This window comes from Longimonas halophila (genome assembly GCF_002554705.1).
GTDB lineage: Bacteria > Bacteroidota > Rhodothermia > Rhodothermales > Salinibacteraceae > Longimonas > Longimonas halophila.
Map to the genome: position 1 here is coordinate 96,146 of NZ_PDEP01000004.1, position 22,482 is coordinate 118,627.

Annotated in this window: 13 protein-coding genes; 12 read left to right on the forward strand and 1 reads right to left on the reverse strand. The window is 59.6% G+C overall.

Annotated elements, in window-relative coordinates; genetic code table 11:
- The first annotated feature begins 102 nt into the window (after positions 1–102).
- The 12 genes from CRI93_RS05650 (at position 103) to CRI93_RS05710 (ending at position 20,053) form a co-directional block, all read left to right on the forward strand.
- Entirely contained in the window at positions 103–1,755 is a 1,653-nt protein-coding gene (locus CRI93_RS05650; protein ID WP_098061651.1) for an Rqc2 family fibronectin-binding protein, read from the forward strand.
- A gap of 277 nt (positions 1,756–2,032) precedes the next feature.
- Positions 2,033–2,749 (forward strand): hypothetical protein, encoded by a 717-nt coding sequence (locus CRI93_RS05655; RefSeq protein ID WP_098061652.1) that lies wholly within the window; start codon positions 2,033–2,035, stop codon positions 2,747–2,749.
- Positions 2,742–3,605 (forward strand): LytR C-terminal domain-containing protein, encoded by an 864-nt coding sequence (locus CRI93_RS05660; RefSeq protein WP_098061653.1) that lies wholly within the window; start codon positions 2,742–2,744, stop codon positions 3,603–3,605. The genes CRI93_RS05655 and CRI93_RS05660 overlap by 8 nt, the downstream gene beginning before the upstream one ends.
- A 665-nt stretch (positions 3,606–4,270) precedes the next feature.
- Positions 4,271–4,960: an OmpA/MotB family protein gene (locus CRI93_RS05665; RefSeq protein WP_098061654.1), complete on the forward strand. Its 690-nt coding sequence runs from the start codon at positions 4,271–4,273 to the stop codon at positions 4,958–4,960.
- A gap of 88 nt (positions 4,961–5,048) precedes the next feature.
- Positions 5,049–6,386, forward strand: coding sequence for a hypothetical protein (locus CRI93_RS05670; RefSeq protein WP_098061655.1), 1,338 nt, complete (start codon positions 5,049–5,051; stop codon positions 6,384–6,386).
- A gap of 64 nt (positions 6,387–6,450) precedes the next feature.
- Entirely contained in the window at positions 6,451–6,870 is a 420-nt protein-coding gene (locus CRI93_RS05675) for a hypothetical protein (RefSeq protein ID WP_098061656.1), read from the forward strand.
- 55 nt (positions 6,871–6,925) lie between these two features.
- Positions 6,926–8,632: a hypothetical protein gene (locus CRI93_RS05680; RefSeq protein WP_098061657.1), complete on the forward strand. Its 1,707-nt coding sequence runs from the start codon at positions 6,926–6,928 to the stop codon at positions 8,630–8,632.
- Positions 8,633–8,718: 86 nt separating this feature from the next.
- A complete protein-coding gene (locus tag CRI93_RS05685) occupies positions 8,719–12,366 on the forward strand; it encodes an acetate and sugar kinases/Hsc70/actin family protein (RefSeq protein ID WP_141491576.1) in 3,648 nt (1,215 codons plus the stop codon).
- Between the two features lie 47 nt (positions 12,367–12,413).
- Positions 12,414–14,174, forward strand: coding sequence for a TMF family protein (locus CRI93_RS05690; RefSeq protein ID WP_141491577.1), 1,761 nt, complete (start codon positions 12,414–12,416; stop codon positions 14,172–14,174).
- A gap of 74 nt (positions 14,175–14,248) precedes the next feature.
- On the forward strand, positions 14,249–16,018 hold the full coding sequence (locus CRI93_RS05695) for a MotA/TolQ/ExbB proton channel family protein (RefSeq protein ID WP_098061660.1): 1,770 nt from the start codon (positions 14,249–14,251) through the stop codon (positions 16,016–16,018).
- 1,319 nt (positions 16,019–17,337) lie between these two features.
- Positions 17,338–18,687 (forward strand): coiled-coil domain-containing protein, encoded by a 1,350-nt coding sequence (locus tag CRI93_RS05705; protein WP_141491578.1) that lies wholly within the window; start codon positions 17,338–17,340, stop codon positions 18,685–18,687.
- A gap of 229 nt (positions 18,688–18,916) precedes the next feature.
- Complete coding sequence (locus CRI93_RS05710; protein ID WP_098061663.1) at positions 18,917–20,053, forward strand: DUF4145 domain-containing protein; 1,137 nt, start codon at positions 18,917–18,919, stop codon at positions 20,051–20,053.
- Positions 20,054–20,328: 275 nt separating this feature from the next.
- Here CRI93_RS05710 and recQ read toward each other — a convergent pair whose 3' ends face one another.
- The gene (gene recQ, locus CRI93_RS05715; RefSeq protein WP_245850353.1) at positions 20,329–22,164 is read right to left on the reverse strand and encodes a DNA helicase RecQ; all 1,836 of its coding nucleotides are present in this window, start codon (positions 22,162–22,164) and stop codon (positions 20,329–20,331) included.
- Positions 22,165–22,482 lie beyond the last annotated feature (318 nt).

Consider the following 22,482-nt stretch of genomic DNA (forward strand, 5'->3'; position numbering starts at 1 on the left):
CGGTAGAGACGGGACACGGGCGCGTCCCTACCCTGCCGGATCACCCCACCCCGCCTGCGGTAGAGCGGAATCCGCGGGTTTGTGGATTCGGAGCGCTTCCTCATGATCAACAGCTACTTTACACTGCGCGCGCTGGTGCGCCGCTGGCACGACGACCTGGTTGGATGCCAGGTGCATGACGCCTTCTCGCAAGTCAAAAATGAGTTCTCGCTGGCCCTGGCCGGCCCCGAATCCGCCTACATGCTGCGCGCCTCGGTGCAGCGTCCGCTGCTGTTTCTGTTTCGCACCGACGGCATCAGCAAGAAAAAGAGCAACGTAGCCACGCTCTTCCAGGCATCGCAGGGCCTAACGGTCACCGATCTGCGCATCGCCCACCTCGACCGCATGGTGATGTGCGACCTCAGCGACGGCTCGCGCTTCGTCTGGCAGCTCTTTGGCGCCCGCGCCAACGTATTCTGGGTGGATGCAGAGACCGGTACCATTCGCGATGCCTTTCGCAACGCCAACGCCCTGCGCGGCACCGACGCCCCCACGCCGCGTGCTGCACCCATGCCCGACACGCTCGACGACTTCCTCGGGCGCTGGCGCACCAACCGCAACAAAACGCGGCAGGCCATCCAGTCCGCCGTGCCGCTCTTCGGACAGCTCCTGGCCCGCGAAACGGTCCACCGTGCTGGACTCGACCCAACTGCCGATCCTGAAACCGTATCCTCCGCTGAAAAAGAACAGCTCTTTGCCTCCGCCCAGCAGATTCTGCGCGAACTGGAGACGCCCACCCCGCGCCTCTACGGCACCGGCCCGTTCCCCGACGCTTTCGCGCTCATCCCGCTTCAGCACCGCACCGACCGTCGCGAAGCGTTCGACGACGTCGACACCGCTGTACGCGTGGCCGTGCGTCGCATGCTGGCGAAGCAGCACTTTGAGCGCCTCTACGATCCGCTCGACGACGCCCTGGCGCGGGCCGCCGACCGCGCCCAGCGCACCACCGAGCAGATGATGCAGGAACTCGCCAACGAGAGCCGCGCCGCCGAATACGAGCAGTGGGCGCATCTGCTCATGACGCAGCCCGACGTGTCACCCGGTGCGGAAGAAGTGACGCTCCCGAACCTGTTCAGCGAGGACGAGGAAGCCATCACGATTCCGCTCGACCCCGCCAAGTCGGTAGTCAAGAACGCCGAGCACTACTACGACCGGGCCCGCCGCACCCGGCGCTCGCGTCAGGAGGCCGAGGCGCGCCTCGACGACGCCATCGCTCGCGCCGAATCCGCCCAGCAATTGCTTGACGATCTGCGCGCCATCGACACACTTAGCGGCATCAAACGCTTTCGGAAAGAGCGCGCCGACGAGATCGCCCCGTTCATGGATCGCGGCTCCTCCGATGTAGACACCTTTCCGTTTCGGCGCTTCGACCTGGGCGGCGGCTTTGAGGTGTGGGTCGGCAAAAACGCCCGCCAAAACGACGAACTCACGTTCCACACCGCGCAGAAGTACGACCTCTGGATGCACGCGCGCCAGGTGCCCGGCTCGCACACCGTGCTGCACCTGCCCAACCGCGACGCCGAGCCGGGGCGTCGTCGCATTGTGCAGGCTGCCCAGATCGCCGCCTACTACAGCAAAGCCCGCGGCAGCGGCGCCGTGCCCGTCATGTACACGCGCCGCAAATACGTGCGCAGCCCCAAAGGCAGTCCGCCCGGCGCCGTAACGGTACAGCACGAAGACGTGGTCATGGTCGAGCCTGGACTGCCGGATGCGTAGACGGTGCAGATTCAATGGACGCCGCCTCGCACTGGAATCTACATTGCGTACGTGGTGCATACGGAATGAGGTGGTCAACTTTTGGTATGCCTTTGCCCCCTTCTCTACAATGTCATTCCGAGCGAAGTCGAGGAATCTCCTGCACCCCCGAGATGCTCTGTGAGACGCTCTGAACCGCGACCCAGCGTTGCGTGTCGGAGCCCGCATTGACGTTATGCGCTGCTGGTCGTATGTTGAAAGCTGCCGGTTTGCCACGATGTCCCACAGTCCCCCACGAATGGCTACGTCTTCTGCTTTCGCCTTTGTGCCCGATGCATGGGACGCCTTGCGAGACGAGGCCATGCGGGCCGAAGCCACCGTCGCCGTGCATCCTGATGTGGCACGCTGGCGGGCCTACCGGGCGCTCGACATGGTGCTGGCCACCATTGAAGCCTACGAAGGATTCCCGCCCCAGCACCGGCCCCTGGCCGAGCGGCTCACCCACGGCGCCTTCAACACGTGGCTGAAATCGCATCCGGCCCCCGTAAAAATGTGGATGCACCGCATCCGCCAGGCCGGAATGGTGGGCGCGCACGTAGACAGCGAGTGGGCGCGCTCGGTCGAAGATGCCCAGCGCGTCGTCGAAACGCTCCACAAGCTGCTGTGGTGGCTGGTGGATACGTACGACACCGTGCCCGCCGATGAGCGTCCGCCCATTACGTGGAGCGCGCTCGACACGCCCAGTTCGTCTGAGGGAGAACACACAGGCGCTGCATCCCCCAACGAACCGGATGCAGCTTCAGAGGCCCCCGCCGCCCCTACAGCATCGGCCTCCGCCCCCACAGATACTGCCTCCCCCACCAACGTACGCAACGACGAGGTGCGCCAGTGGATCGCCGCCCTGCGCCAGGTTGCGCCCCACACGCCCACCGCCCAGCGCGCCGCCCAGCGCGTGCTGAAGCACATCCACACCGCCAACACCGCCCTCCTGACGCCCTTCTCGACTGATGCCTGACGACGTGCCGCCCTCGGGCGCTGACGCCTCCAACACGGATGAACCCCTCGACTTTGCCGAGGCTGCTGAAACGCTGGTGGCCCTGCAAGAGCAATTGGGGCGCTTCGAGCACCTTACGCGCACCCTGGGCGATGTCGCGGACTCAGGGGCCGAACTCGCCAACGCCTCCGAAGCCCTGGCCGAGGCCCAGCAGCGCCTGGCCGAGCAGACGCAAGAGCCGTCCGATATCAACGCCAGCGTGGCACAGTCAGTGGCAGCGCTGCACGAGTCGGTGCGCTCGCTCAATGCGGGCATGCAAGACATTATGGAGGAGGTAGGTACGCAAGGTGGCACCAACGGCACGCCTCGGCGCCGCACAGGGGGACACGACCCGTGGAATGCCGCTACTTTCAGCATCCTAACTGGGATTGCACTGGTGCTTATCGTCGTGATTGTGCAATGGCAGATGCTGGACCTCTCAACGCTTGAGGGAGCGCCGCCTTCGTCGGGCGAAGCCCCCGAGTCTGAGCCCCAGACGATTGTGGAGCAGACGCTGTATCCGCACCAGGAGCCCATCATCCAGATTGAAGACCTGCGTGTGCAGGTGCTGAACGGCGTAGGGCAAGCGGGGCTGGCCTCGCAGTTTCAAGAGCGGGTGGAGGCGACCGGCGCCCAGGTGCCCGAAATTGGCAACCTGCCCACCGGCACCGCGCCTGAAACAACGATCTACCTGCACCGCAACGCCTTCGACATGGCCGAGATCATCGCCGATGCCTTGGGCCTGGACCGCCGCCGCATCGTACCCGGTCCGCCCGCCAGCGAAGCCGCTGTGGATCTTACGCTCGTCGTCGGGCGCGACTACCAGACGCTGGAGTAGCGCGGGCGAGAGGCGCCGGGTCTGCATGTGCACCTGCCTCCCACCATGCGTCATCCTGACGCCCGACAGCGGTCGGTCGGAAGGATCTCAGCGGCACCCTTATGCGCTCGGCACGCCCCCTGCCCATGCCAGGCGCAGCTCCACTGCAGGCGCGGCGGCACCGCTTCCCGACGACACCTGCTTGAGATGCTTCACGGCGTTCAGCATGACTGTGGAGGGGGGACGTTTCGTAAGCTAAGCATGTGCCCCCCACCCCGCGTCACCCTGATGCCCGACTGCCATCGGGAGGACCCCGAACGCCTCGCACGTTTGATTTCTTATTCTGGGCTTCCAGGCTCCTAAAGAGCGATCGCAAAATCCATATACTGTGTTATCCAAATTAGGAAGCTGGCATATACTCGTTGACTAATACCAGCTATGAGGTCAGGGGCATTTACACGTGCAGCTTCTGGATGTGAAGAAATAATATGTTGCTCATTTTGTGCGGTTTGACCTACAGATCGAGATAAAATACGCATCCTCCAGCGGTACATATGTTTGACATCCTTGTCGCCACACAGTAATTTACTGGTCCGTTAAGTAGTTAAGAAGCACGGACTCAGTCCTCCTTATCGTCCGGCCCGCGTTTCTCATCTGCAGTATCCAGTCCCTCCTTTCCTCTTCTTATGGCCCGCCGTCGCTCCTCCTCGACCGTCAACGTATGGCCGGTATTCACCGACGCAATGCTGGCCTTTGCGCTCGTTATGGTGCTCATGGTCACTTATCAGGTGGCTCGTTTTATCGAGTTGGACGACGATGAGCACGGGCCCTGGATCGAGCTGCGTGAGGAGGAACAGGCTCAGATCGATAGTCGAGTCGAAGAACTCCGAGCCCAGGGATACGACATTGAGGTGACGCAGGACGGTATCATCCAGAACCTGCAGTTTGGGTCGGATGTGACCTTCAAAAGCGGAGATGACGTCCTGAGCGATTTCGGAGCCAATCTGATGAGCGAGATCGCCCGGGCAATAAGTGGGCAGTCGAGCGGCGAACAACTCGAAACGCTCGTTGAGGTGCAGGTGCAGGGGCATACCGACAACGTACCCATCACCGGCGGCGAGTTTCGGTCGAACTGGGAACTGAGCACGGCACGCGCCACCCGCGTCATGGAGTCTCTCATCGAAGGCGGGCTTGACCCGACCAAGTTAGACATGTCAGCGTCGGGGTACGGCGAGTTTCGTCCGCGCAACTGCCCATCAGGAGAAGACATTGAGGCATGTAACGAAACAGCGTCCGACCGTGCTGAGAACCGCCGGTTAGAAATGCGCCTCGTCTTTACAGATACGCCTCCCCCCGGATGGGTGCCTGACTACTAACCTCTGCGTGGATTTTCTACTACCACCAATACTCCTTATAGCCTCATGGCCTATGGTGTGCTCTGAACATACACGTATCCGATCGCGGATGTGCTGGACTGGACTGCTTGCCCTGCTGATTGTGCTGAGCGGATGTGGAGAACCTCTTTCAAACGAGGAGGCTCCACTGCTTGTGGAGGAAGTCAACCGACAGATCGAATCGGTGGGTGATATGACGCCTCCGCCTGAACAAGATGTCGGCGATCTGCAGGTGTATGTTGACCGATCTGTGGGTATGCGGCCTTACACATTGGGCGGAGCGTCAGTGTACTTTGATCTCCTGGAGACGCTTGACGGACAGTTAGCCGGGCAAGTTGATTTTCATGGATTCGGATATCCATCGCAAGAACAGGGACAAGTCGTTGAACCCGTTGATGCGCTCTTTATGGAAGATCCCGCCGCCTATACGTGGGTGAACAACGACTACGAGTCGCTCTTTGCTGACCTCGATCCGGATCAGCCGCACCTGATTATTAGCGATGGGGTACAGTCGGAGCCTGAAGAAGGAGCCCGATTTGGGGGAATTGTAAACTCCATTGGAGCCTGGCTTGAAACAGGCGGGGTGTTTACGCTGCTCGCGTACCGGGGGCCATACGAGGGCACGTACTACCATGAAGTGCCCGATACCGGAGCCATCTCCTACAGCTGCAGTGATCGCCCCTTTTACGGGTTCGGATTCTTCCCATCGGTTGCTGCTAAGCAGGAGTATATCGAGATTCTGGAGGCCAACGGCGTAGAAACCGTTCATCAGATCACAATTGGCACCTCAAGCGCCTCGGTTGTACCACGCGAACATTCACATCCTGCCAACGAGGATCAGCGGCGCGGGGAACGCCTCTTTCGTTCGCTTACAGATCACCGCAACACGCATCCTGACGTTGGACACGTCTTCTCGGGCCAGGTAGCCAATCCAGATGCAAGTGCCGGGTCTCCGCTGCAGTTTGATGTCTCCGTAGATAGCACGACGCTTCCCTGGCGCACCCTGTCGGGCACCGACCGCGAGCGTGTCATGAATGCGCTGGAGCCCACATTTCAGCATTGGCGCATCGACACGCTTTCGGTAGGAAACCGCCAGGTCGCACTGACCGAGACAAATGCTCCGCGCACCTTTGACACGAGAGCCACGGTCCGCGACACATGGCACGCACACGTTGATGCGTTGCTGTCACACAGCCCCCAGCAGCGCAAGGAGCGCATTGCCTCGGTGGTGCAAATCGGTCTTGGCCCGACTGGTGCCAACCGGCTGATTCCCAATGACCTGAGTGTCCGACGCGACGCAGCCGCAAGTGCCTGCAGCCAGACGCTCAACATTCAACCAACCATGGGAGCCGTAATTCGCGAGCATTATGTGCTTGGGGAGGCTCTCCTGGTCACAGAATGGCGATAACACAGCGCCCGCTCCGCACACAGGTACACGTTTTCTTTTCGCACTCAAGTCAGAACGCACACGCATGGTACTTACCGTTATTTTTCTTGGCACGCTCCTCATCTTTTTTGGCAGCATCACGATCATGGCACGAGGCGACATTAAGTCAATGGGACGACAGGGCCCTGCGCGTGTCGCCGAACATCTGCAGAGCCGTAATCGCGTTGTGATTGGAGTCGTAGCCGCTATCCTGGTTGGCATTGCGCTGCTGGAAGTGCTGATTCCTGTTGTACATCAGGGCCTTGCTGATTTGCAGTACGAGGTTGGGTACTTCCTCAACGCATCGCCCACCGCAGTAATTACGCTCGGATCGGGCGGCGGCATTTCGTGGGGGCTCTACCTCACAATTCTGCTGGCTACAGTGCTCGGGGTGCTTGGCGGAAGCATCTGGGCATGCAAATCCTACGGGGCTACTCAGGGCATTGAAAGTGGCCAACTGGTATAATTTCTGGTGCCTGGCGCATGCACCATCTATTCTCTTTTGAAATCTTCTGTATTGTATGTCTGATCATGTATTTATCATCACCGGGGGCGGTACCGGTGCGAAAGTCGCTGAGTCGTTCATTCACCTGTGTGCAACGGGGCGTGGACCCAAAAACGTGCACATTCTCATGGTGGATACCGATGCCTCCAATGGCAATGTGATGCGCACGCGCAAGACAGCGGATGCGTACAACGAAATGCAGCAATACGACTGGAACGTAAAGACGACGGCCTCCAGTAGCAGTTGGAACCCGCTGGCCAGCAGCGAGGATGTAGAAGCCGGGCTCTTTGGTACTGACATCACGCTGTATCGCCTCACCGAGCCGCTCGATACAGTCATTAGTGGCGGACTCAACACCGCATCCACCACCGACGATAAGACGCGCCAGGTGCTGGAGCTGCTCTACGACGAAAGCGAGCGCGAGGCCACCTGCGAAGACGGCTTCCGCGCCCGTCCGAATCTGGGATGCTTGCACCTCTCGGAGCACTTGAACAACGTGCTGGTGCACAACGAGAATGCGAAGAACTTCCTGAGTGCGCTGGCTAACGCGGCCACTGGGTCGTCTACGAACGTGCCGGTAATGGTAACGGCCTCCGTGTTCGGTGGCACCGGAGCCTCCCTGATTCCGGTGGTGCGCGAATGCGTGGAGCGGGCGCTCGACCGCACGCAGGGTACGATGGTCAATAAAGAGGGGCTGCAGTGGAACGCCATCAAGATTTTGCCGCACTACCAGCCGCGCGAGCGTAAAGCGAGCGTTGATCCGGATCGCTTCTTGCTCGACACGGCCAGCGCTCTTCAGTTCTACAGCAAGGTCTACCGGACCAGCGATGCGATGTACGATGGCGTCTACGTCATCGGCTCCGACAATCCAGGACGCAATCAGGTAGAGGCCCACCTGGGGAGCACCGCCCAGTCGAATCCGGCCTACTTCGAAGAGTTTATGGCCGGACTTGCCATGCTCGATGCCATAGGGCAGCCCAGCGGCAGCGAACAGACGCAAGTGCGTGTATTTGTGCCAGATGGCAACCAGGCGCAGTTGCAGTGGCAGCACTTGCCTTATGCAAACACTGGGGTGTTGCGCGAGCAATTTGCCTACCTGCTTCACCTGGCCGCTTTCCATCTGCGCCAGGGCGGGCAAGAGGACTTCTCGAAGGGGCTGGACCGCATGATTGCCAGTATGTCGCCTGGGCATCTGAAGCAGCTGGGGTGGTATAGCAGCGTGATCGACCGCTGGGCGAACAACCATTTCCCCCAGTACCAGCAAGCCGGAAAGCGCGATCGACCGGCCTTGGTACAAGATGGGGCTGGAGCAGGCGAATGGACGTTTGGCGCCAAGCGTACCGAGGTTGCCGAGTACTTTGCCCGCCTCTTGCTCTGGGCCGAAACCACGTTGAAAGGAGGCGAGGTAGATCTGCTCGCCAACACAAAGTCCGACTACTCGGCCATCCATCAGGCCATGGCGAATGTGGGCGAAAACGATGTGGACGTTGACCAGGAAGAGTCGGACACTGCCATGGTGCGGACCCTTCGCGCTGCACTCGCCGCCATGGCGCGCCTGCATCACAACGATGTGCGCTTGGAAGTCGATGTAGACGTCTTCCAGTTGATCGACTCCGACGGATGCATCCCACTGGGCATTACCACCCCTGAAGTGCATCAGGCGCTGCGTCTGAACCGGCGCAACGGCATCCCCGACGAATACACACGCACGCAGGTCGCATGACGGCCGTGTGTCTGTTTGCGTGGCCGTCAGCCCCGACGGCGGCTGGAGTTCTCCTCATCTGTTAAAAGCACCTAATCCAACTAACGATGTCGCAATCCCCCTTTCTCCCCGACGCCGCATCAGACTACCCTATTGCAGATCCGAATCCAAAAGGGTTCACTAAAGGATCCTCGACTTTACTTCAGCACATTGGAGACAACATGGAGGTGCGCCGTGCCGCCACGCAGGGACGCATTCCCTCGCCGGTGTCGCGCGCGTACATGTTCTATGCGAATCTCTTCCAGCATTCCTTGGGCGAGTCGACCAATGGTGCTGCGTCTGAGGACACAGCAGGGATGGCGGCCTCAGAAGGACGTGAGGCCTTGCAGCACGAGGCGCGCCGCACGCTACGCGGATTGCTTGCTGCCTTCGCACTGCGGAATGTGATGGGAATAGACATCCGTTCCAAGAAGGTAGAGCTTCGCGAAGACGACCCAAGCGACGTTAGCTCGGTGCTGGTGCCTACGCTGGCAGCTACGCCTGGGGGCAAAGACCTGTGGAATCCGGTGCAATTCTATACGGTGGTCAGTGAGCAAGGGGATGAAGAGGTACTGGCGGGCCGGTCGCCGCTTACCGGCATCTACCCGGCAGCCACCGCTCCGAAGACGCTCACCGGACTATACTGGTATGACTCGGAAAACGGGACGTGGTACGACCCCACGAGCCGTACGCTTGACGAGAAGAACCAGATGCGCGTTTCCGACGAAACACGCAACAGGGTGCGAGGCCTCATAAAAATCTGGGTCGACCATGCGCTGCGTAACATCAACACGAAAGACTTGCAGAAAGAAGGCATCGAGATGGAAGATCGCGATGCCAGCGACTTTATCAATGAGTTGGAACAGTGGAGTGCAGAACTCGGCAATGTCGAAGCGCCCGATGATGTAGATGTTGCCGTAGATAAACTTACGGAACAGGTGGGGCGCATCCCCTTGCCCTTCTTGAACTTCGCTGTGGAAGCACGTCCCGACTACATCTGGGGCGATCTGCCATTGCACGAAGGCCGCCTGGTGGTGACACAAGAGCAGTTGCTTTCGAACAACACGCGGCTGTACGGGCGTGTATTTGGGAGCAACGACTTTGCTGATGCGGTGGAGCACCTGGACCGGGAGGGGGATAATCTGGGCCAGGCATTGAACCTGGGGGAGGAAGCGATTCCCATGCCGTACCTCTTCGTCGATCGGCTGTTTATGCCGTACCTCACCCTCGTTACCAGCTACGACACGCAGAAAGAGAACCATGGTGGATTCTCCGACGAATGGAGCGGTCTGGAGGTCGATTTTGAGGGCACGACCGAATACTACTTCATTCCGATGGATCCAGACATCCTGGAGATGATGGATGCCGAGGAGCTCCGCGATGCCCTCAGCGCGCACCTCTCCAGTGATGGCCAGAACTATGTGGTGACTCTCAACTTTGGCGGGGTGCAGATCACAAAGCTCTACAGCACAGTAGGCAAGGGCCGTCACCGCCTGGATGAGCAGGTAGGACGTGATGAGTTTGATCTGCGTCTCTTCCCTAACTACGATCTGGATGCTGTGCGGCATCTGATTGCCGACGGCGAAGACACCACCACGCACGCCGACGACACCTACTACGCCCGAGTGCGTCTGTCGCCAACATGGGAGTTCGCCCGCGTCGATCCGTTTGCCGTGCAAGCCGGTCGCGTCACGAAGAGCGTCCACGACGATGTGGTAGTAATGGGCGACGAAACCAGCCGGAGTGGGTCGGTGCCGAGCCCCGGTAAGGCGGCTTTCTACACCATATCCAACAAGCCCGATGGCTTCTTCGTGCCTGAACGAGGCTTCTGCCTGCTGAACTTGCAAGACCCACGCGGTGCCGGGCAAAACCCGAGCGAGTGGAGCGTGAGCATTGACTTTGGGACGTCGAATACATGTATCGCACACAAAGAAGCTGAAGATACACCGCCCAAGCCGCTCTCGCTACCGGTGCTTACCACGACCCTGCTGGAGAACCCAAACTACAAAGCTACCTTTGGAGACGTCTGCGAAGGAGGCAGCGCTGCGCTTGACTTTCCCTACACGTTTGGAGTCCGCGACAACGATCTGATGTCGCAGCTCTACTTCCCCACGCAACTGCTTACGCAGCAGCAGAAGGTGGAAGAAGACGATAACTTCGCCATTGAAAACGGACTCATCTACTTCGACAACGTAGGACTGGCCGATCCTACACTGCTGAGCCTGATTAAGGGTTTTCCACAGATTCAGAACGTAGCGCAGCGCTTTTCGCTAAAACAAGACATCAAGTGGACGCGCACCGATTGGCTACGGGTGTTCATGCATCACCTGCGGAAGCAGATCGTGCTTACCGCAGCAGCAGCAAACGCTTCGATTAACGCGCTTTACTTCTCGTATCCAAAGTCGTTTAACTACGATCGCCGTCAGCGCTTTGAAGCGGATATGGATATGGTCTGGGGGGATACGGTAACCTCCAATATCCACCTGGCCAGTGAGAGCGAAGCCGCCCGCGACGACGTGGTCGACGATCACAACCAGCACGTCATCTTTGACGTGGGAGGCGGCACTACCGATATCATTGCCTTCGACCGCCAGGAGCCGGTCTTCCAGACGTCCTTCAAGTTGGCGGCGGGGCAGATCAACGACTTTATTCAGGATGCGCCCGCCTTCCGCGCCCAGTTCGTGGAAGCCATCGAGCAGCGAGCCAAGCGCAAGGTGCTCGGCATGTCTTCCGGGGGCGAGAGCGAATATGCGGACATCGATCCGTCGCTCGTCGAGGGATTCAAAAGTCGCTCGTCTAACTCGCGCGATGGGGATATGACGCTGCAGATGTGGCTCGGTCTGTTGCAGCAGATTACCGATGTGGACAGCTCAAACGATGCCCAACTGCTCATTCGCATCCTGAACTACCTGCGCACGGAAGCCAGCGAGGGCGATGCCATTCAGGGCTTTTTTCTGAGCAACCTGCTGCTCATGGGCGGGCTCGCGTACTTCGCCGGGCAGCTTATGAAAATGGCCTCCGAAGGGAAGCTGGAAGGGGAAGCCTTCCCGCTGTCGAAGGTGACGATCACGCTCACCGGCAACGGCAGCCGCCTGTACAATATGCTCACCGATACCAAGTACGAGTTCTCCAACATCATGGAGGAGCTCTTCCGGGTGGGCGCTGCGGTCGAGAATGACGACCTGCCCATCAAATTCGATGGACTGCACCGCTACAACAACGTGATTGCTCCGAAAGTCTCGGTTGCACTCGGCCTTCTCAAGAGCAGTGACAAAGGCGAACTGCGTGACGTGCCGGTGGCCAACATCACGGGTGAGGAAGGCTACCCGAGCGTACACGACACCGAAACCACATTTAGCAGCTCGCTGGTCGAGTACTACCAGGCCATCCACAAGAATGAGGTCCGTATGGATCCGCCGGTGGAGGTGCCCGAGAACCTGGAGCGTTTCCTGGATACGCTGGAAGAGGCGCTGCCCTACGGCATGCACCGGGAGTTTAAGGTGATTCCTGCTGCCCACAAGGAGTGGGCCGACAAGCTGAAGAGTAGCGTGTACCGGCAGGCCGTGCCCAGCATCAAAGACCGAGGCTACGAAAATGCAAAACTTGCCGATGGCATTGAGAGCATCTCGAAGAAAGACCGCCCTGCGCTGGAGCCGCTCTTTGTAGCCCAGATTGCGGGCTTGATTGACGCGGTCCGTGAGCAGTACGCTCAGTAACCACGACCTCGTTCAGTCTGCTCTTGCCCATCTATCCAACCGCTGCTATGCCTCGCCTGCTTCGGTCTTTCCGTATACCAAACGTATCCTTCTCGCACTGCACCGCGTGGTGCATCCTCGTGCTTGTGTGCATGCTGGCCGCTCCGGCTGTCGTGCACGCGCAAGAGGCCGTGCCGCTTACACTGGAGTACCACCGAGGCTTGGAAAAGGAAGGTATCCTGCCGGACAGCACCGAAGTGCTGGTGTATCATGAAGCGGGCGGGTCCTCGGTCATGCTGAGCGACTGGGGCGGTCACCAGAAAATGAGGGATGTGCTGGTGGAGCGGGCCGACTCGTCATTCAGCGAGACCTACGACCGACTGAACGCCGAGGCCACGACGCGTTCAATCCAAGTGCCTACTGACCCACGACACCGCGCGTACATTTTGGCCCGTCTGCCAGAGAGCGAAGGCACGCCCCGGTTCTACGAGACACAGGTCGGTAGCAACGCCGCAACATCGCCGCCCGAATTGGAAATCGTCGAATCCGGAAATATGAATATGACGCCTGTTGACGACGCAGCGTGGGCCGAATCTACCTTCGAGCGCGCGCTGGAACACCGATCGACTCGGCTCACGCTGCAGTCTGACGAGGTCTCCTTTAATGAGGACGCGTTAGTAAGGGTGTGGACCCGACCGGCAGACGAGGGCACGGCACTCAGTCGAGATGAACTCAGCCGAGGAGATACTACGGATACCGCTTTAACTGCCGATGGCACAACCCAGTCCCGCTTTGATCGCACGGCATACAGCGGCGAAGCGGTCTATGTGATCGTTCGTACGACCAACACCGAGGGCGAGCCGGTGCTTTATGAGAGCGTGGGGGACGACGATGCAGCGGTTTTCGTGCCCGTGACGGATGGCAATGTACAAATGCAACGGGTGCCAGACCAACATCGAACAGCCATGGCTGCATTCTTTCCAGAACAGGAAAGCGGTGGGGGCGGCATCTCCTGGATGTTCTACGGACTGGTAGGTGGACTGCTGTTTGTTATAGTGCTTATCCTTGGACGGGGACTCACGAAAAAGAAGGAGAAGAAAAACCGGCGTCGTCAGAAAAGTATGCGTGAGCGCGTTTTGAATGCTGTCGTTCCTTCAGCAGGAGACGGCTCGGAGTCTGCTGAGGAGGGGCCCGGGCAGGAGCTTGCAGAAGGCAAGGTAGATGCATCGGCGGCTTCGGAGAAATCAAACGAGACGGCTGAGCTACAGGAGGAAAACGCTGAGCTACAGGAGGAAAACGCTGAGCTACGGGAGGAAAACAAAGCTCAGGAAGAAAAAATCGCAACGCTAAAGAAGAAGCTGCGGAGCAAAAACCAGGAAATCCAGGAGCTTAAGAAGCAGAGCAACGGAGCGGCGCGCCCACAGTCGCAGCCTGAACCCCGGCGTCCGTCTACCGGTGAGAAGGTCGGGAAGGCATTCAAGAAGTGGTGCACCGAGGGCAGTCCGGCCATGGTCGACCGGTATCAGCTGTTTGGGCGCCAGATCGAGAGCGAGATCTCTTCCGCCTCATTCCGTCGCATCATGCGTGAGAATAACGCCGCCGGTCTGGTGTTCGACGACAACGCCCAAGACCCAGTGGAGTACTGGCTGGTTGAGGCAAAGGGCACCGCCTATCTTCTCCCGCAACCCACGCGCAACGGCTTTCGCGAACTGGGCGAATGCTTCGACGGCAGCAATCGGTCTCCGTCGCAAGTCCGCACCGTCGAGCCTGCGAAACTCAAAAAACGAAGCAGCGGCTTTATCCTGGAAGAAAAAGGCCGCATCGAGTAGACGCGTTTCTGTGGCGCGCATCTGCATGAACACATTGAGCACGTCGCCCCTCATCCCCCAGAACCGACCAATCTATGTTTGGCATTGACGGCTATCTCGTTCCCATCATTGGGTATCTAATCCTCTACGCGGTGTTTTACTTTGCGCCGCTGATCTACAGGGTTGCTACGGGCTCTGTAAAACAGGATACGAACGAGCTCAAGCGGCGTATTGATATTGAAGTGACCAAAGAGCGTCGACGCCATACCAGCGGTGGAACGAGCGCTGATGATGCAGACGCTGAGGCACCGGAGGACGCGCAAGACGCGGAGGAAGCAGACGCATCTACTGAATCCGACAACGAGGAGCCGGACACGCTGCGCTCGCGCACGCTGGAGAGCAGCTTTTCGAGTCCGATGGTGTCGCAGGCAGTACAGCAACTCAAGACGCGGTTTCCAGATGGGGACTACCGCACGTTTGATATTGAACAGCTGCCTGCATACGGAGGCTACATTGAGCGGCTATCGAGCGCACGGTCAATGGCGGGAATCTTCGTGCTGATGGGGCTGCTGGGTACACTCTGGAAGCTCAATGAGGTGGTCCAAGACATTGGGGAAGCCGCGGGAACTGATACGATGGAAGCAACGGCTTTTCTTGATCAGATGGGCCTCATCATGACCAATATTGGCGGGGCGTTCTTGAGTACGATTTGGGGGCTTGTGCTCATGGTCTCATTTCTGATTGTAACGGGGCTGCTGGACCGGTGGCGTCAGCGTCATATCGACTACCTGGACGAGACGATGCAGACGAACGTGGTGCCGGGTCTGGTGGAGCTCCAGCGTATCCGTGCGCCCAACCTGTCGATGGGCGATCTGATCGAAGAAACCAGCGGGCTGCTCACCGAACTCAACACATCGGTCGAAGGGTTGACAACCGGTATGAAAGATTCGCTCGCCGATCTGAGTGGCGAGATCAACACGATGATGCAGGACTTCGGGTCGTTTCAGCGTCAGTATGCGAAGCTGGATGAGATGGCGCTGAGCATCAAGAAGTTTGTGGATCAGGTGGAGGAGGTGGCCGACGCCATTAAAGGCGCGGGGCACACGCTGGCCAACCCGATCAGCGAGATGAACCGCGATCTGAATCACACCATCCGTGAGCACATGGCTATGGTGGGCGATGCGATTGACGCGAGCCAGGCCGACCGTGATGCGCTTGCGTCGTCGTTCAAGGATGTGGAGCGCAACCTGCAACGCACCACGGCCCAACTCCGCGACGTGGCCCGCGACAGCCTGGAGGATGCCGAGGCGCACCGTCAGCGCATCGAAGGACTGCTCGAAGGACAGCAAGAAGAGTTTCACGATACGATTCGGGCCCGGCAAGAAGAAGAGCATGAGCTTCTGCGAAGTCAGCAGAGCCAGCACACCGAGGAGTTGGAGCGCATTCGAGGGCTGGTGAGCGACCAGCAAGACCATATCTCCGAGACCATTCAGACGCATCAGCAACGTGAGCTTCAGTTTCTGGAGAAGCAGCAGGAGCGACATGCGCAAATCCTTGAGGAGGAAATGGACCGCATCGTGGCGATGAGCACGACGATGCAAGACCAACTACAGGCTGTTGCGGAAGCCCTTGAGTCTGCCAATAACGTGGAACTGTCGCGTCTCCTTGAGACGCTGGATCGCCAGCTAAGTCGCACCACCAGCACGCTCGATGAGAGCGCCACGACGCTGGCCGGAAGCGCAGAGGACCTCCGCAAGGCGGCCCGGCGCATGAAGCGTCACAAGGGCCCGGTAACGCTCTTCGATGCGACGCGGCGCAGTGTGTACAGAGCCCGCGACTACCTGCAGAAGAATGGCGGGTCGTGAGCGGGCTGTGCTGTCAAATAGCTGACGGGTTGCTGTTCATTCCCCGCAGCCTCGCCAGTGAGCAACTCTTCTCAACTCGCACGTGTCCCTGACATGCAGCGTTTATCTCTCCCATTGCGGCTTTGTGGCATCTGCACATGCGTGCTCCTGCTTGCATGTATGCTGGCCGCTCCGGCTGCTGTGCACGCGCAAGAGGCCGTGCCGCTTACACTGGAGTACCACCGAGGCTTGGAAAAGGAAGGCGCCTTGCCGGAAGGAACGGAGGTGCTGGTGTACGACGAAGCGGGCGGGTCCTCGGTTATGCTGAGCGGATGGGGCAGTCCTCAGGAAATGAGGGATGTGCTGGTGGAGCGGGCCGACGCGTCATTCAGCGAGACCTACGACCGACTGAACGCCAGTGGAGCGACACGATCGATCCGGGTGCCCATCGCTTCTCGCCATCGGGCGTACGTCTTGGCCCGCGTACCAGCAGGCGCTTCCGGTCCCCGATTCTACGAGACACAGATTGGACGCAACGATGTAACATCGCCGCCTGATCTGGAAATCATCGTCTCAGGCAATATGAAAATGAGCCCTATAAGCGAACAGGATACCGCTTGGGCTGCGGAAACTTTCGAGCGCGTACTGGACAACCAATCGATCCCGCTCACGCTGCAGTCCAGCGAGGCCTCCTTTAATGAGGACGCATTAGTACGGGTGTGGCCCCGACCGGCAGATGAGGGCACAGCGCTCAGTCGAGATGAACTCAGCCGAGACGATGCGACGGCGTCTGCTCTAACTGCTGATGAGACAATTGAGGACCGGTTCGATCGAACCGCGTACAGCGGCAACGCGGTCTACGTACTCGTTCGTACGACCAGCGCCGAGGGCGAGCCGGTGCTATATGAGAGCGTAGGAGACGACGGGGCGGCTGGCTTTGGGGCCGTGACGGATGGCACCATTTCAATGCAACCGGTGCCGGAAGAGCATCGAGCGACCATGGCTGCATTCTTTCCAGAACAAGAAAGCGGTGGAAGCGGCATCTCTTGGATGTTCTACGGACTGGTAGGTGGGCTGCTGCTTGTTGTAGTGTTTATCGTTGGGCGGGGACTCGCGAAAAAGAAGCAGAAGAAAAACCGGCGTCGTCAGAAAAGTATGCGTGAGCGGTTTTGGGTTGCAGCAGCGTCTTCAGCGGCAAGCGGGTCAAATCCTGCCGAAGAGACATCGGGGCAAGAGCTTGTAGAAGCAGGGACAGGTGAAAGAGAGAAGGGGGCGGCGGTATCAAGTCGAACCAGTGAGCCGGGGGGACGCCCCAAACGACTGAGTCGCCAGATGACGGCGTGCTGGGCTCCGAAAAGTCTGAGGCAAAGATCAACGCTCAGCAGAAAGAAATTAATGTGCTGCGTGCAAAGGTCAATACCAAAGACGAAACGATCGCATCGCTCAAAAAGAAGCTACAACGCAAAGACCAGGAGTTGGAGCGCAAGTCCCAGAAGCTGTATGACAAAATCCAAACCATTCAGAACCTGAAAGAAAAGCGCAAACCAGAAGAAGAAACAGAATCAGCGCTGAAGCAGCAGGTTGAGGAGTTGAACGCGGAGAACGAGGAATTGAGCGAAGAAGTGGACCGGTTGTCGGCTACAGTCGCCGAAAAGAACGAGGCGCTCCAATCCGCCCAATCAGAAGAGCCTCCAGCGCGCGATGATGAGGAGACGGCCAAGTACATCGAGGAGCTTGAAGATGAAAACGAGTGGCTGGAGCAGACCGTGGAAGCCCTGCGTCGGCGGCTGTCCGACGCACCTGTTGAGGACGAAGGACGCGAGTCGATAGGGGCGCTGTATGTGGCGGAACTGCGCACCAAAAACGAGCAACTGGAAGCGACTGTCGGCGACCTGGAGTCCAAGCTAACTGAAACGACGAACGCCCTTGAAGCTGCCCAGGCAGAGGCTAAGGCAACCGACGCTGCATCATCCAACCACGATGCCACCAACGAACAGGTCGCCGAGTTGGAGGAGGCCCGCGACCACCTGGAGCGTCGATTGCGCAAAGACAGGCAGACGCTCAAGAACGCACAGGAGACAGTCGAGCAACTACGAAGCGAGAAGCAGGATCTCGAAGCGAAAGCCCAGCAGCTCCGTCAGGCCGAAGCAGAAAACGAAGAGCTCAAAGGACAAATTGAGAACCTCCGTGCCAAGATCGAGGACTTGGAAGCCGATCGCGCTGCCGCCTCTGCTGATGCGGAGCCGAGCGAACCGGATGATGCGAATGCCGATGCAGCGTATGCCGAGATCCAGCAGAAACTCGGTGACGCGTTCCAGTCGTGGTGCCAGCAGGGGCGCGTGATGGTGGGGCGCTACTACATGTTCGAGCGAGCGGTGCAGGACACGTATCCTGATGCGACCGTCTCGCCCATCTACTACACGCCCGAGGCCGCCATTCCATTTCAGTTTGAGGATCGCCGGGCGGTGGCCACGTTTTGGCTGGTAGAGATTCGAGGCACATCGTTTCTGCTTCCGGTACCGCGCCGCGACGGGACGTTTGAGGCGCTTGAGCCAGCCGTTCCCGCAAGCAGCGATGCAACCCCGGCAGAATTGGCGCACGCCATACCGGCCTGCGTGGTAGCTTCGGACAGCGGATACGAGATTGACGAAGCCGGTCAGCTTAACTTTGAGACGTCCTCATTATCATGAACATAGCTGACGCAGTGTGCAAGTTTTTCGATAGTCCTTTCGGGTTGGGCATCCCCCTTTGTCGCTGCGCGACATTTCCCCCTTCGCGAAGGGGGAAAGGCCCGAACAGCGTGAGGAAATGGGGGATGTCAGGACCGCGCATTCTGCCACAAGGCGGCGATCAACAAAGGAGGAAGGAAACCTGCACATGCCGTTAGCTGTGCGCATCTCTACCTGACTGCACTTCGTTATGCCCGAATCCAACTTCGACTTCTTAGCCGATACCGACCCGGGTCTGCATGACATAGCCACGTCGGCGGAAGACCTTTTGCACACCGATCCGGTGGCGTGCCTGGGGCGGCTTCGCGGGTTTGCAGAGCAGTGCACCAAGACATACGTTCGCGAGCAGTCTGTGCCTACGCATTGGGCAGAGCTAACACAGTTTGATCGATTGGAGCGGCTGGAAGCGACCAACGAGCTGTCGCGCACCATCTTGAATCCGCTGCACAAGATACGCCGCACCGGAAATGCTGCTGTACACGATAACGAGGGCACGCTGCGTGATGCCAAGCGTCAGTTGCGCCATGCGCATGCGGTGGCGGTGTGGGTGCATGTCAACGTGTACAACCGCTCGCGGCCCCGTGCACCATTTCGAATGCCCGAACCAGAGCCGTCTTCGCCTCCCACCTCTTCTGAGGTAGCGTCTCCGGCGACGCCCAGCTCGGAGTCGTCCGTGAAGCAAGCATCCAATTCGGAGCCGGATGAACCGCTGAATCAGCAGGAATCGCTCCCAAATCAACAATCGTACTTTCCCGACCCAGAGCCACAAGGTCCAGGACTCGGAACGCGAGCTTGGGGCAGGATGAAGCAGGCTGGGGGATCCGTGAAAAGTGCAGCAGCACAAACGGTAGGTGGAATCCAACATGGCATACAGTATGCTGGGTGCGCTGCAAACCAGGCCGTGGTGCGCACCGGACAGGGCATTCGGGATGCGTTTGCCTGGATATACAACATCATCTATGCGTTCTTCGCAGCCGTATGGCGCGGGATCCGTGCGGTTGGGCGCTTCATCAAGCGCGTCGTGAAATGGACCGTATTTGCAGTAGCGGTGGGGGCATTCGTTATCTACTTTCCGGCTGTATATACGACGGCGACCGGATGGCTCCCTGAAACAACACAGCAAGAGATTCCTGCCGTAGAGGTCGTGACGGAGACGCACGCCGAGTGGATTCCGCCCGAGACGCAGGCACAAGTGGGCACGTATGCCCAGACCGGCGCAGAAGCTGTACAGTCTGGCGTGTATTCTATGTGGACAGCAGCCGTTGTGCAGGGGCAGCGACTGTGGGAGCACAGACCAGGACAGGCGGAAGCTCCTGATTCCGAGTAGGTAATTCGGTGCCGGTTTGACCCTCCATGACGCACTGAACTCTTCTGGTAGCTGGCGACAGGAGTCGGCGCTTCATGAGTCAGGCACTTGCCCTCCACCATGCGTCATCCTGACGTCCGACAGCGGTTGGTCGGAAGGATTTCAGCGGCACCCTTACGCGCTCGGCACGGCTGTCCGTTCGGGCGTGTCCTCGGGCCGTGTGGCATAATCGGCAGCAAGGAGATTTTTCGACTTCGCTCGGCTCAAAATGACACCTTGGTAGGGGGTAACTTGAATTATCCCGTCTCCGCAATCACCGGTAGGAAGTCGTCGGCGTAGCGCTTGAGCTTGACATCACCCACGCCGTGCAGGCGCGCAAAGTCGGCGCGGGTGGCGGGCCGCTCGCGCACCATGGCGATGAGGGTGCGATCCGGGAAGACGACGTAGGGCGGCACGCCTTGTGCCTTGGCAAGCTCGGTGCGTGTGCGGCGTAGCGCCTCGAAGAGCGACCGGGCCTCCGGCGTGTCGGGCAGATCGGGGGCTGCAGACGATGCGCTGCCTGATGACGAGCCTTCAGATCCGGTACGCTTGGTGTCTTTCCGCAGCTCAACGGTGGCCTCCCCCTGAAGCACGGGCTTGCACGCTGAGGTGAGCTTCAGCGCGCCGTATCCGCTCACGTCGACCTCCAGAAAGCGTGCGGCTACGAGCTGGCGGATGACCGACTTCCAGCCTTGCTTGTTGAGTTCGTCGCCGATGTCGTAGGTGGAGAGCTCGGTGTGGCCGTGGCGGCGTATCTTTTCGGTGTTGCGGCCCAGGAGGACATCGGTAACGTGCCCGGCGCCGAAGCGTTGTCCGGTGCGCGCGATGCACGAGAGCACCTTCTGAGCAGCGACTGTGCCGTCCCACGTGTCGACCGGATGCAGGCAGGTGTCGCAGTTGCCGCAGGGCTCAGGCGCCTCTTCGCCAAAGTAGCGCAAGAGCACCTGGCGGCGGCAGTCGGTAGTTTCGCAGTAGCCAAAGAGCGCATTCAGCTTGTGGCGCTGCGCCCAGGTATGGGCATCGTTGGCATCGCTGCGGTCTAAGAACTGGTGGAGGCGCACGATATCGCCGTAGCGGTAGGTCATCCAGGCATCGGCCGGACGCCCGTCGCGGCCTGCGCGGCCCGTTTCCTGATAGTAGGCTTCGAGCGTAGACGGCGGGTCGAGATGCGCCACAAATCGCACGTCGGGCTTGTCGATGCCCATGCCAAAGGCGACCGTAGCCACCACGACGAGGCCGTCGTCTTGCAGAAAGCGTTGCTGATGGTCGCTGCGCATTGCATCCGACAGCCCTGCATGGTAGGGCACCGCGCGGATGCCGTGCTCGCCCAGCCACTCGGCGGTTCCTTCTACCTTCTTGCGCGTGCGGCAGTACACAATGCCCGCCTCGCCGGCGTGTCGCGTTTCGATGAACTGCTTGAGCTGGCGTTTGGGCCGCGATTTGCGCGTAACGGTGTACTGGATGTTGGGCCGGTCGAACCCGGTTACAAACAGCGCGTCATCGTCTAAGTGCAGGCGCTCCAGGAGGTCGGCCTGAGTGTCGGTGTCGGCAGTGGCGGTGGCGCCGATGAGCGGGACATCGGGAAAGCGTGTGCGTAGGTCGGTCAGGGTCAGGTAGTCGGGGCGGAAGTCGTGCCCCCACTGCGACATGCAGTGCACCTCGTCGATCGCAAAGAGCGCGATGGGGGCGTGGTCGAGCAGGTGCGCGAACGAATCGGTCGTAACGCGCTCGGGCGCCACGTAAAGCAGGTCGAGCGTGTTTTGGCGGAGGCGCTGGCACAGGGCCTGGCGTTCGGCGTGGGGCTGCCCGGCGTGCAGGCAGGCTGCGCGCACGCCCACCTGCTGCAGGGCGGCTACCTGGTCTTGCATCAGCGCCACCAGCGGCGAGATGACGATGCCCACGCCCTCGCGAATGAGCGCCGGAATCTGGTAGCAGAGCGATTTACCACCGCCGGTAGGCATCACCACCAGGGTCGAATCGCCACGCACCGTGCGTTCGATAATGGGCTGTTGGGCGAGGCGAAACGTATCGTATCCGAATACAGAACGTAACACCTGGCGCGGAGCAGCACCAGTCCACGAAGAAACAGCCACGGGCGTAAAGCAGGGAAGCAAACAGAAAAACAGACACAGCGTCTCGAACGAGTCCTGCCCCGGGCGGGGTTTCGTGGTCAGGGAGACCGGAGTCCCCATTTGGCCGCCGCCGAAGCCCTTTCGCGCTTGTTCTTCTGAACCCATCGCTTGCAAAAGCGCGGCACAAAACCACAACGAGAGCCGCTCTTCGTGGTATTGGGCACGGCACGGGGCAACACATCTACGCATTCGATCCCATTGCCACCGCGCCGTGCGAAGAGGGCACGAAGGTCTGCATGCTTTGTTATCTTCTTTGTACAGCCGTTGCATGTTACGAGG